Origin of the sequence: Salinivibrio sp. PR5 (assembly GCF_001996085.1) — a bacterium.
Classification (GTDB): Bacteria; Pseudomonadota; Gammaproteobacteria; order Enterobacterales; family Vibrionaceae; genus Salinivibrio; species Salinivibrio proteolyticus.
The window spans coordinates 1-12,000 of sequence record NZ_MUFK01000038.1 but is presented as its reverse complement, the minus strand read 5'-3'; the positions used below and the strand labels follow the sequence as shown (position 1 = coordinate 12,000).

Here is a 12,000-nt window from a genome sequence, read left to right as displayed (position 1 = left end):
TTACTGCTTAGCTTGCGATGTGTTCGATGCAGTCGATTTACCCATCGACTCTTCAAGCAAAGATTTCAGCACACTGATTGTCATGAGGATCAGAAGGATACTGATAGGCAATGCGGTGACCATATTGGCCGTTTGCAGTGCTTTCAAGCCGCCCGCGACCAACAGCACGGCGGCAACCGCCCCGATCATCGACCCCCAAAAAATACGGAAACGCTTCGGTGGATGCTCATTGCCCATTGAAAGGATCGTGGTAAGCACCAGCGTGCTAGAGTCCGACGAGGTGATAAACCAGCTAAATAGCAGGAAAATCATCATGGCATTGAGGATCCATCCAGTGATGCCACCGCCGGTGATCCCATCGGCACTTGCAAAGAGTGCAGCGGGTAAGTCCCAGCTATTCACCAAATCAATGATCCCTGCGCTACCAATCCCAGCGTCAGCGACAAGCTCTTGATGTAGGGCATTACCACCAAAGATAGCGAGCCAAGCAAAAATCATCAGTGTCGGCGCGCACAGCACACCAAAGATAAATTCGCGTAGGGTACGACCGCGTGAAATACGCGCAATAAATAGGCCAATAAAGGGCGCCCAAGCAATCCACCATCCCCAGTAGAAAATGGTCCACGCATTTTGCCATGCAGCGGGACCTTGCTCATCAGGGAACCACAGCCCCATTGGCATAAAGTTCACCAAGTAGTCACCCAGCGAGACGCCAAAAATCTGAATCAGCCAAGCTGTCGGGCCACCAAACAGGAAGTAGGCGATCACAAGGGCCGAGACAATAATGTTCCACTCAGAGATAATCCGAATCCCTTTACCCACGCCAGATAGCGCAGACATAATGGAAGCCACAGAGATCAGCGCAATGAGTATCACCTGAGTGACCACACCGGGATCAATCCCAAATAAACGATCCAGCCCCACGGCAATTTGGCTGACGCCTAACCCCAGTGAGGTTGCAACCCCAAATACACAACCCAGCACGCCAAGAATATCGATGGCATGCCCCATCGGACCATAAATACGCTCACCAATGAGTGGATAGACGGTCGAACGTAGGGCCAGAGGCAGTTTCTTACGAAACGAAAAATAGGCCAACGCGAGCCCGACAATCACATACACCGCCCAGCCATGAAAGCCCCAATGGAAATAGGTGACTCGCAACGCATCGGCGGCACGATCAAAGCCCATGGCGGTCGCCCCAGCCATATCGGCATACGGGTTGTTGGGGTAGCCGAACGCACCACTTGTATCAAAGTAGAACGTGGGTTCGGCTACCCCAAAAAACAGTACGCCAATCCCGACACCAGCCGAAAAAAGCATGGCTAACCAAGAAAACGTGCTGAACTCGGGGCGATCGTCATCATCTCCCAGACGGATGCTGCCTAAGCGCGTGACGGCAATGATCAAACTGGTCGTGAGAAGCAACACCAGCACCATCATGTAGTACCAACCAAAGGTGGATTCGACCCAGCCTCGTGCAGTTGCAAAAATCGTGGCGGCAAGATCGGTGTTAAAGCCTGTAAACAGTACGAAGGCGAAAACCAGAAGGGTAGCGGCGATCATCATATTTTTGTGAACGCCTTTGAAAAGGCCGCTTTGGGTTACGCGGTTTTCAAATGGGTGATAAGTCGGGCGCATTGATTCGGCGCCGGGTGTACTTCGTGTACGTTGCGTTGACATGAATAACTCCTCTTTCAAACGCGAAAAATAGGGGTAGCGGTAAGCGCTAATGGTGCTCCTTAAACAAGCGGAAAAATTGACGAACTATCGGCTCGCCGCATGGCTGCTGTCGGCAAAAGTTGGCAGCCTGTGAAAACGAATTCGGGCAGCAATGTACTCAATATTCCCTATATTTGCAAAAAAATGAGGGATAAATCACAGCTAAAAGTTGTAAAACGCCGAGAAAATCAGCAAAAAATGTCGATAAGACGACCAAGTTAGACTGGGCTTCGTATACTGAAAACAGGCCTAAACGTGACCGCTTTTTGATGGGAGTAGCTTCATGAAACCTCAACCTTCTGCGCGCGATACCATGCTGCAACTTGGCTATCTGGGTTTGGTTCCGTTTATTGGCGGGGTAATTATTACTTGGGCCGATTTAACCTTATTTGGACTCAGTGGTGAGCAGCTATTTTTAAGCTACAGTGCGGTGATTTTAAGTTTCTTATCTGGCGTGTTGTGGGGCAATGGTATCGACCATTTTTCCCATAAACTCAGCCGTAATGCATTATTGCTGAGTAACTTATTCGCTCTACTGGCATGGGGGGCACTCATTCAAGGGGCAACGCAATACGTGATCGCCACTGGCATTCTCACTGCGGGTTACTTGGCGGTATGGTTGGCTGAAAAATGGATCCGAAAGAGCGAACGAGAGGAAGAGCAGCCCGCCGCTTACCAAGTGATGCGTGGCCGTTTGACTGCGGGTGTTGTGGGCTGTCATGGCTTACTGTTACTGGTGGCTTAACGTTAGCTTTTGGTCTACTGTCGTGAGTTATTTTGACAATGAAAAACGGATTTAGATTGAACCTATCACAGTGATTGGTCGTACCCGTTAGCTTACTGATAAAAGAATAATTAGTCTTTTATCAATGCCAATAGGTGTAGCGGGGGGGCAAAATGACGATCATTCAATACTTACGAGTAATTTTTCTCACATTAGGTGTCGCTGTTGCGGTCAGCGGCGCTTATTTATTTAGCGAAATTAAAACGGTGAAAGTGCAGTTTAATGACGTTGTTGAGCGTAATGTTCGGCTTCTTAGTACTGTCTCTGATCTCCGTTATTTTACCGTGACCTATCGTCGCTTCGCGCTGGATTATGGCCTGACAGATAGCCGCCAAGCACACCGTGATATTTTGGTGAAAATTGAACGCAATGATGAGGCAGTTAGCCAAGCTTTGGCTGACATGGAAGCCTTGACTGTGCGAGATGCCAATAGTCTAGCGGTGGCAGATATTGCCGATCGGCTGGATGCGTATCGCCAAATGCAGAACGACTATATCAGTTTGATCGATAACGGTCAGATGGAAGATGCGCGCCGTAAAATGCTTGGGCCGATGCTGGCACCTTTTGATCAGATTGTGGCGAACCTTGCCACTTTACAAGCATCTATAGAGGACCAAGCTAACGCGATTAAAACGCGTGAGGCGAATAAAATCGAACAGCTGGTTTATATTGGCATCGTGGTCATTATCGCGCTGATCGCATTGATGGTGGGGGTAGCCCTGCTTCTTCAACAGCGTATTCGTGGTCCGCTTGCACGCTTGGTGGCGCAGATGCAGCGAGTCGAGAGCGGCGATTTAACCCAACGTCTCACCTTAGATGCGTTTAATCGTGATGAAATCGGGCAAGCAGCGCAGACCTTTGACCAAATGCAAAGCAGTGTAACGGCACTGATTAGCGCTTTAGTCGCGGGAACGGAGCGTTTGCAAGCGGTGAGTGATGAGCTATCAAACCAAGTGACTGACACTGTTAGGAGTGTTGAACAACAGCGTGGCGAGTTATCACAATTGGCGAGCGCGATGACGCAGATGGAATCCACTTTTGGGGAAGTTGCTACCAATACGGTCAATGCGGCGGAGCAAACAGATAAATCACGCGATTACGCTGAACAAGGGCGTGATATTTTTGAACAGTCGTATCAGCAAAGTGTGGCGGCACAGGAGCAAGTGAATAAAGCGTCGCAAGTCATTGAGGCTTTAAGCGCAGACAGTGAAAATATCGGCAAAGTGTCTGAAGTGATCAGTACGATTGCAGAACAAACCAACCTGTTGGCACTGAATGCTGCGATTGAAGCAGCGAGAGCGGGTGAGGCCGGCCGTGGCTTTGCGGTGGTCGCTGACGAGGTTCGCGGCTTGGCGACCAAAACCCAATCATCCACGGATGAGATCAACCAAATCATTGAAGGACTACAAACCAAAGCACGCCAGGCCTATCAAGTGATGACGGATAGCCAAACGCTCACCCAAAAAGGCTTGGACGACGCGAAACGCGCGGCAGAAGCGATAGAAACGATTAATGCCGCGACACAGCGAGTGTCCGAAATGACCGGAGCGATTGCGACCGCCACAGAGGAGCAAACCACGGCAGCGGGCGATCTGAACCAAAATGTATCGGCGATTCACCGTGCAGCGGAGTCGCTAGCAGAGACTGCAGAGAAAACGCGGGACGCCTATGAGCGACTGGAGAAAGAAAACGCCAGCATTCGCGAGCAAGCCCAAGCGTTTCGACTCTAACCGTAGCCTTGATGCAAAATGCGCCTAACCGGCGCATTTTTTGTGGGATGAGCTGAATTAGCGAAACAAATAGAGAGACAGGAAGTAATTCACATTGTGATTGATGGTCCGTAGCACTGCGGTTGTGCTGGCGTTGGTCTGCTCGGACACATCCCACGGTACAAACTTGCCATAGCTGGGCAGTGCAAGGCCCGATTGCACTGCGGCAGGCGAAAGGGCGACTAAATAGTCAACATAGTTCAACGATAAGCCGGCCAAAGGCACCGGCACAATATCCGCGGTTGAGATTTGAAATTGAATCAACGCCCGTGCGGCCGGTTCGGTTGCCATGTCAGGGCTGGTGTGACAGCACACGATCTCAAAAAACGCTCCGGCTTTGTTCTGCATAATGGCGCTTGCCATTAACGAGGCGCCCTGAAGCCCATCACACAAAAACAGAACCGACGGTTTACTGGGTTGGGATTGGGTGTTTTTTACTCTCGCCCGATGCGACTTAATTGAGCGCGCGAGGCTATCGTTTGGCTCCGCCATGATGAATCCTTACGGCTATTCCCTGTTTTACGCCAGGATGCTGTGCGGCCCCATGCCACACGACTTAAATAGTGCTTATACCCGTTTCTAACCGGCGTTGCAGCACGAAAAAGCTTGGCTATATCCTAGCGATACCGCCGCGCAACGCGAGCGTGTGAGCGCCAATTTTTGCGTTGCTTACCAAAGGATCGGCCTGTCATTAAAGCTTCATCGTCTCATCAAGGAAGTGTCACGAACCCTGCTTAAGGTGTTTCACAGCTAACCGAGTTCTTCGTCATGTGCAGGTTGGACAATTTGCACAGCACTAACTTAAACAATCGACTTGGAGGTTGATGTGAAACTCAAAGCTCTCTTTGCTGCTACTACAGTATCAATGGCCGTATTGGCCGCGGGTAGCGCAACGGCCGCAAACCGTGACTACATTAGCATCGTTGGCTCTTCTACCGTTTACCCTTTTGCTACTGTGGTTGCTGAGCGCTTCGGTCGCACGTCGCAATACTCAGTACCCAAAATCGAATCAACTGGTTCAGGCGGTGGCTTGAAGCTGTTCTGTGCAGGTGTGGGTGAAAATACACCAGATATCACGAATGCATCACGCAAAATCAAAAGCTCTGAGATTGAGCGTTGTAAAGCCAATGGTGTAGACGACATCGTCGAAATCAAAATTGGTTATGACGGCATCGCCTTTGCGAACTCAAAAGCATCGCCACAATATGACGTATCACTGAAAGATCTTTACACCGCACTGGCTAAAACTGTGCCAGACGGCAAAGGCAACTTCATCGACAATCCACACAAAACGTGGAAAGACGTGAACCCATCACTGCCGAAAACCAAGATCGAAGTGCTAGGTCCACCACCAACGTCAGGTACGCGTGATGCGTTTGTTGAACTCGCTATGGAAGCAGGCTGTTCTCAATATCCTGAAATTGCCGCACTAGAAGACAGCGATGAAGATAAATTCAAAGCCATTTGTCATGGCATGCGTGAAGATGGTGCCTTTATCGAAGCGGGCGAAAACGACAACTTGATCGTGCAAAAGCTTGAAGCGAATCCAGATGCATTCGGTATCTTTGGGTACAGCTTCCTCGAGCAGAATGCCGATAAAGTTCAAGGCGCAAAAATTGCCGGTGTTGAGCCGACATTTGATGCGATTGGTAGTGGCGAGTATCCCGTATCACGCTCACTCTACTTCTACGTGAAGAAAGCGCATGAAGATGTGATCCCAGGCTTGAAAGAGTATGTGAATGCCTTCACGGCAGAAGATGCTATCGGCGAAATGGGCTATCTGACCGACCGTGGTCTTATCCCATTGGCAAGCCAAGAATGGAACAACGTACGCACTGCAGCGGTGAATCTAAACCCGAATCTGTAATGGCAGTGTGAACGCGAAAAGGTGGCACACAGGCTGTGTCACCTTTATTCGTGTTCAGGAGGAACAATGACCACATCCATGTTGATGACCGTAATTGCGCTGATTGCAATTTCAGGCTTCTTTCTTGCTCGAACACGTTCAATCAAACTGGCTGATATGGCTGGTGGATTGAGCAAGCTTCACTCTCGCCCCAATTACTATGGCTCCTATGTTGCGATTCTCGCCGCCATTCCGGCGTTGATTTTACTGCTACTATGGCAAGCCGTGGAGCCGAACTTGATCCACAGTTTGGTGATGGCACAGATCCCAGATAGCTACCTTGTGCGCATCAATAGCCATGATTTGGTCTACAGCCAAATCGGGAACATTGCCAGTGGCATCACCCAAACTGACGATGCTGTCTTGTTAGCAGCGGCTGAACACTATCAATCCCTCCATGCGTTAGGGAACACCTTGCGTTTTACTGCCATGACAACATTGGCGTTGGCCGGGTTTGCCTTTGGATGGCGCTCGCTGCGGCCGCGGCTAAGGGCCCGCAACCGTGTCGAGAACGTGATGCAGGCGTTTTTGCTGCTGTGTTCGACGTTAGCCATTCTGACCACGCTAGGCATTGTGCTCTCAGTGCTGTTTGAAGCCCTGCGCTTTTTCCAGATGATCTCGATTACCGACTTTATCTTCGGGACGGAATGGTCACCGCAAATTGCTTTACGCGCAGACCAGCAAGGAGCAAGTGGCTCTTTTGGCGCGATTCCACTATTCACCGGCACCTTGATGATCTCGATTATCGCCATGTGTATTGCGGCGCCTGTGGGGCTGATGAGTGCCATCTATCTCGCTGAATACGCCTCACCGCGCGTACGCAGTATCGTAAAGCCGATTCTTGAAATTCTTGCCGGTATTCCGACCGTGGTGTATGGCTTTTTTGCCGCTTTGGTCGCGGCTCCGGTAATTCGCGACGTTGCACAAGCGATTGGGTTTGAGAGTGCGTCCTCGGAAAGTGCACTGGCTGCAGGGTTTGTCATGGGGGTGATGATCATCCCGTTTGTGTCCTCACTATCTGATGACGTGATCACCGCGGTGCCGCAGTCATTGCGCGATGGCTCACTCGGACTGGGGGCGACGCCATCTGAAACTATCCGCCAAGTAGTTATTCCAGCCGCGTTACCGGGCATTGTCGGGGGGCTCTTGCTTGCCGTATCCCGTGCGATTGGCGAAACCATGATTGTGGTCATGGCCGCTGGCCTTTCGGCTAACCTCACCGCGAACCCACTTGATTCGGTCACCACGGTTACCGTGCAGATCGTGACTCTTCTTGTGGGCGACCAAGAGTTTGATAGCCCGAAAACCTTGGCCGCATTTGCACTGGGTTTGACGCTCTTTGTTGTGACGCTAGCGCTGAACTTTGTTGCGCTCCGTATTGTGAAGAAATATCGAGAACAATATGACTGATAAAATTGCACAGATCGCGCAAAACAAGCGCGCGCGAGTAAAAGCAGGCCTTGCCAAACGACGCGGACGCGAAGGACGCTTTCGTTGGTATGGCATTGGGTCGATTTTGTTGGCGTTTACGTTTTTGGTGGTATTGCTTGGGTCAATCATCTCGCAAGGCTATACCGCCTTCTACACCACAGAAATTCGCCTCACGGTCGATTTAAGCGCCGATAAACTTGGCATTGAGGGCAAACCGCTCAATGACGAAACATTGCAATACCTGAGCTATCGCTCGGTACTGGCCGATGCCATTTTTGCTACCTTGCCAGACGTGACGTCACGTACAGATAAGCGTGAGCTATTCCGCTTCCTTTCCACGGGGGCGGAGTACGATTTGCGCGACCGCGTAGCCGCAGATCCTAGCCTTGTTGGACAGCAAATCGATATTTGGGCGCTTGCTGGAGACAACGTCAACCAGTTCAACAAAGGCAATATCGACGGCAACTTACCGGAGTCTTATCGTCAGTTTAAAGACAAGCACATTGGTTGGTTTAACCAACTGCAAAGCGATGATCGGATCCGTACCGTGTTTAACACCCGCTTTTTCACCAATGGTGATAGCCGCGATGCCGAACTCGCTGGAATTTGGGGGGCGACGGTTGGATCCTTCTACACCTTATTGGTCACCTTAGTGCTGAGCTTTCCGATTGGGGTAGCCGCGGCGATTTACTTGGAAGAGTTTGCGCCACGCAACCGCATTACCGAGATCATTGAAATTAACATCAATAACCTCGCGGCCGTGCCCTCGATTGTGTTTGGTTTACTGGGGCTGGCGGTATTCCTCAACTTTGCTGACTTACCGCGTTCTGCGCCGGTTGTGGGCGGCTTGGTGCTTACCCTTATGACGCTGCCAACCATCATTATTTCCAGCCGTGCCTCTATTAAAGCGGTGCCACCCTCGGTCCGTGATGCCGCGTTAGGGGTAGGGGCCTCCAAGATGCAAATGGTTATTCACCATGTGCTGCCATTAGCGATGCCAGGCATGCTCACCGGCACCATCATTGGGATGGCACAAGCGCTGGGTGAAACCGCACCGCTTCTTATGATCGGCATGGTGGCGTTTATTGTCGACATTCCATCTGGGCCACTCGATGCGGCGACCGCGCTACCTGTACAAATCTATTTATGGGCAGAGAATCCTGAAAAGGGCTTTGTCGAAAACACCTCTGGCGCAATCATGGTGCTGCTGGCATTCCTTGCTTTTATGAATGCCTGCGCCGTGATTATGCGTAAGCGTCTCGAGCGACGCTGGTAAGTCGGGAGAGAAAACCATGACGACAACAACCATGACTAACGGAACTCTTACAGAGCAAACAGTGAACACGACGCCCCAAAATACCGCAGCCCCCAAAGAAACCTGCGGTGTGCCCTTTGTGGATAACCCGCGAATGACGGCGCGCAATGTCTTTGTGAACTACGAACATGGCGCAAAACCGGCGATCGCAGACGTGAGCCTTGATATTGGCGAGAAAGAAGTTCTTGCGATGATCGGCCCATCAGGCTGCGGCAAATCCACTTTTTTGCGCTGTTTAAATCGAATGAATGACACCATTCCCGGCTGTGTGGTGACAGGCGATATCATTCTCGACGGTGAAGATATTCACCACAAAGAGACAGAAATTGTGGAACTGCGCTCGCAAGTGGGCATGGTATTCCAGCGGCCTAACCCGTTCCCTAAATCGGTGTATGACAACGTGGCTTATGGCCCGAGAATACATGGACTGATCGACAGCAAAGCCGAACTCGATGAGTTAGTGGAGCAATCGCTGACTCGAGCAGGGCTATGGAACGAAGTGAAAGATCGCCTCGACCAACCTGCCACAGGCTTATCTGGTGGTCAGCAGCAGCGTCTATGCATTGCTCGCACCATTGCCGTCGCGCCAGAAGTGATTTTGATGGATGAACCATGCTCAGCCCTTGACCCGATTGCCACCGGTATTATTGAAGAGCTGATTGCCGATCTGAAGAAAAACTTCAGCATAGTGATCGTGACGCACTCCATGCAACAAGCCTCGCGTGTGTCTGACCGAACGGCCTATTTCCACTTAGGGAGTTTGGTTGAGGTGAACAGCACTGAAAAAGTGTTCAACGACCCAGAGCACAAGCTGACTCATGATTACATTAATGGCCGATTTGGCTAAATAAACTGCGGGGCAAAGGAGAGAAAAGCGCTGAAAATAGGCTTTTGCTGATAATTTCAGCACTTAAGTGCTGAAAAGTAAAAATGGACTTTACATCGCTCTGAGCAGCCTCTACTATACGCCCCGTTCCGGAGAGATGGCTGAGTGGTTGAAAGCACCGGTCTTGAAAACCGGCAAGGGTTAATAGCCCTTCTAGGGTTCAAATCCCTATCTCTCCGCCACATACCGAAAAGCCGCTGCTCAGTCAGCGGCTTTTTTGCATTTATTGTCCCGCAAACTCCCAAACCCTGACCTCACCAACATTTTAGGCGTTTATGCCTAAACAGCTATTCTGCACTTTGGTATTCTAATCCTTTATATTTCTTCCTCTTACATGGTCTTTTGGATGCCGACAACCAACGGCGGTAGCGTGGAACGCAACAAAAGCGCCCACATGGATGCACGCTTTCTCATGACCGATTCACACTTTCCCTAGGCGATAAAATAAAAAATACGAATAATCAATCGGTTAAAAGTACAAGCGCGGGGATAATGTGAATACCTCAACCGGGATAGGCGGCATGCACACTATCACCGAAGAGATCTTGATGAGATAGATGGAAAAACTGTATTTGTATCAGTGGTTTATGGATAAAGCAGGGCGTACAACGATTTTGACAAATCGAGCACGCGCACAAATACAATGTTAGCAAGAGGGAGGAAAGATGGCCGTAGGAGATTGGTTCAGCACATTTTGTGGAAATATCAAGGTCAGTAATAAGGACTCAATATCGAGACGATATAAAGCTATTACAAGAAGACTGAACACTGATTTTTGGGATACAGTTTCTGACACTTCACACAGTCTTTATGTCGGCTCTTATGGTAGAAACACCGCCGTGGGGGGCTTTAGTGATCTTGATATGTTGTTTCGTTTGCCATATAGCGTTTATGAACGATACAACAATTACAATGGAAACGGCCAGTCTGCATTGCTCCAGGAAGTCAAGCGCTCCATAGAACGAACCTATGCTACCACCAAGATTCGTGGTGACGGTCAAGTAATTCTGGTTCCATTTGATGATGGTCTGACTTATGAGGTTGTTCCTGCATTTGTTAATAAAGATGATAGCTTCACCTATCCTGATGCAAATAATGCCGGCCGTTGGCGTACCACCAATCCAAAACCAGAAATTGAAGCAATTAGGGCAAGGAACAATCAGTGTAACAAGAACCTGATTTGGCTTTGTAGGATGATGCGTATTTGGAAAAGAAAATGGGACGTTCCCATCGGAGGCTTGCTGATAGATACGTTGGCCTACCAATTTATTGTAAGTTGGGAGCATAGAGATAAATCATTTGTATATTATGATTGGATGTGTCGCGACTTTTTTAATTTCATGGCAAACCAGGATAAAACAAAGGAATACTGGAAAGCCCCTGGTAGTGGTCAGTACGTTTATGGCAAGGATTTGTTCCAATGGAAAGCAAGGCGTTGTTGCAATATCGCAATAGAGGCATGTAATCACGAGTCAGCAAACCCTAAGCGTGAATGGTCGTCCAAACAGAGCTGGAGAGAGATTTTTGGAACCAAATTCCCAAGCTAACAATAAAGGACTGACATTCCTCGAAGAGCAAATTCGGGGGTGCTATGGCCGGGTCGTTTATTCGCATAAAACACATGAGAAATGCGCCGATATTCTTCTGAGTCGGCTTTCAAATATAAAGATTGCACAAATTATATTGTCTGCGCTTAGTACAGCCGGTTTCATTTCGATAATTTTTGGAACTGGAGAAGTTGGTGCGATTGCTGGCGGTTTAGTTTCGGCGGCATTACTTGTTCTGAATGGTTACACAAAAGATTACGACCTCGGACAATTGGCGCAGAAGCATCGTCAAGCTGCTGCTGACCTCTGGCTGATTCGCGAGCAGTATCTCTCCCTTCTGACGGACTTGCGCTCCAATTCAAGCAGTGACGATGAATTGCGAGAAAAAAGAGATGACTTATTAACCGAGCTGCATGCTCTTTATACAGGTGCGCCGAGCACTAATTTTAAAGCATATAAAAAAGCACAAGAAGCGCTGAAGAACCTTGAAGATATGACTTTTTCCGATGAGGAGATTGATGCATTTTTGCCAAAGAGTCTGAAAAAGTGCTAACAAGTGGCTGTTGGCGGACGTGCCTACGCTTCGCTCTGGCACACCGCAAAGCCAAGCGTTAGAAGCCTTCGGGGGGGGGGTAGTAAG

The 12,000-nt window shown here is 49.6% G+C and carries 10 protein-coding genes and 1 tRNA gene; 9 read left to right on the top strand and 2 right to left on the bottom strand.

Features of this window, described 5'->3' with window-relative positions; genetic code table 11:
• Positions 1–1,683, bottom strand: coding sequence for a BCCT family transporter (locus BZG82_RS12740; protein ID WP_077765997.1), 1,683 nt, complete (start codon positions 1,681–1,683; stop codon positions 1–3).
• A gap of 322 nt (positions 1,684–2,005) precedes the next feature.
• Between BZG82_RS12740 and BZG82_RS12735 the strand changes: the two genes are divergently transcribed.
• Both BZG82_RS12735 and BZG82_RS12730 read left to right on the top strand, forming a co-directional pair.
• Positions 2,006–2,467 (top strand): DUF3429 domain-containing protein, encoded by a 462-nt coding sequence (locus BZG82_RS12735; RefSeq protein WP_232112141.1) that lies wholly within the window; start codon positions 2,006–2,008, stop codon positions 2,465–2,467.
• A gap of 152 nt (positions 2,468–2,619) precedes the next feature.
• Positions 2,620–4,236, top strand: a complete 1,617-nt coding sequence (locus BZG82_RS12730; RefSeq protein ID WP_077765996.1) for a methyl-accepting chemotaxis protein — start codon at positions 2,620–2,622, stop codon at positions 4,234–4,236.
• A 57-nt stretch (positions 4,237–4,293) separates the two neighbouring features.
• Here BZG82_RS12730 and BZG82_RS12725 read toward each other — a convergent pair whose 3' ends face one another.
• The gene (locus BZG82_RS12725) at positions 4,294–4,767 is read right to left on the bottom strand and encodes a hypothetical protein (RefSeq protein ID WP_077765995.1); all 474 of its coding nucleotides are present in this window, start codon (positions 4,765–4,767) and stop codon (positions 4,294–4,296) included.
• A gap of 334 nt (positions 4,768–5,101) precedes the next feature.
• On the opposite strand from BZG82_RS12725, the gene BZG82_RS12720 reads away from it, so the two are divergent.
• From BZG82_RS12720 to BZG82_RS12690, 7 genes are all read left to right on the top strand, one after another.
• A complete protein-coding gene (locus BZG82_RS12720) occupies positions 5,102–6,142 on the top strand; it encodes a substrate-binding domain-containing protein (protein WP_069588285.1) in 1,041 nt (346 codons plus the stop codon).
• Positions 6,143–6,208: 66 nt separating this feature from the next.
• Positions 6,209–7,591, top strand: a complete 1,383-nt coding sequence (gene pstC / locus BZG82_RS12715; protein ID WP_069588287.1) for a phosphate ABC transporter permease subunit PstC — start codon at positions 6,209–6,211, stop codon at positions 7,589–7,591.
• The gene (gene pstA, locus BZG82_RS12710) at positions 7,584–8,888 is read left to right on the top strand and encodes a phosphate ABC transporter permease PstA (protein WP_077765994.1); all 1,305 of its coding nucleotides are present in this window, start codon (positions 7,584–7,586) and stop codon (positions 8,886–8,888) included. The genes pstC and pstA overlap by 8 nt, the downstream gene beginning before the upstream one ends.
• Positions 8,889–9,021: 133 nt before the next feature.
• Positions 9,022–9,774: a phosphate ABC transporter ATP-binding protein PstB gene (pstB, locus tag BZG82_RS12705; RefSeq protein ID WP_241837379.1), complete on the top strand. Its 753-nt coding sequence runs from the start codon at positions 9,022–9,024 to the stop codon at positions 9,772–9,774.
• 130 nt (positions 9,775–9,904) lie between these two features.
• A tRNA-Ser gene (locus BZG82_RS12700) sits at positions 9,905–9,995 on the top strand.
• Between the two features lie 483 nt (positions 9,996–10,478).
• Positions 10,479–11,360, top strand: a complete 882-nt coding sequence (locus BZG82_RS12695) for an SMODS domain-containing nucleotidyltransferase (RefSeq protein WP_077765992.1) — start codon at positions 10,479–10,481, stop codon at positions 11,358–11,360.
• Positions 11,338–11,913, top strand: a complete 576-nt coding sequence (locus BZG82_RS12690) for an SLATT domain-containing protein (RefSeq protein WP_077765991.1) — start codon at positions 11,338–11,340, stop codon at positions 11,911–11,913. The genes BZG82_RS12695 and BZG82_RS12690 overlap by 23 nt, the downstream gene beginning before the upstream one ends.
• Positions 11,914–12,000 lie beyond the last annotated feature (87 nt).

Coding starts and splice junctions, on each gene's coding strand:
- BZG82_RS12725 (WP_077765995.1), bottom strand. CDS start 4,767: ATGGCGGAGCCAAACGATAGCCTCGCGCGCTCAATTAAGTCGCATCGG.
- BZG82_RS12730 (WP_077765996.1), top strand. CDS start 2,620: ATGACGATCATTCAATACTTACGAGTAATTTTTCTCACATTAGGTGTC.
- BZG82_RS12740 (WP_077765997.1), bottom strand. CDS start 1,683: ATGTCAACGCAACGTACACGAAGTACACCCGGCGCCGAATCAATGCGC.
- BZG82_RS12735 (WP_232112141.1), top strand. CDS start 2,006: ATGAAACCTCAACCTTCTGCGCGCGATACCATGCTGCAACTTGGCTAT.
- pstA (WP_077765994.1), top strand. CDS start 7,584: ATGACTGATAAAATTGCACAGATCGCGCAAAACAAGCGCGCGCGAGTA.
- BZG82_RS12695 (WP_077765992.1), top strand. CDS start 10,479: ATGGCCGTAGGAGATTGGTTCAGCACATTTTGTGGAAATATCAAGGTC.
- pstC (WP_069588287.1), top strand. CDS start 6,209: ATGACCACATCCATGTTGATGACCGTAATTGCGCTGATTGCAATTTCA.
- pstB (WP_241837379.1), top strand. CDS start 9,022: ATGACGGCGCGCAATGTCTTTGTGAACTACGAACATGGCGCAAAACCG.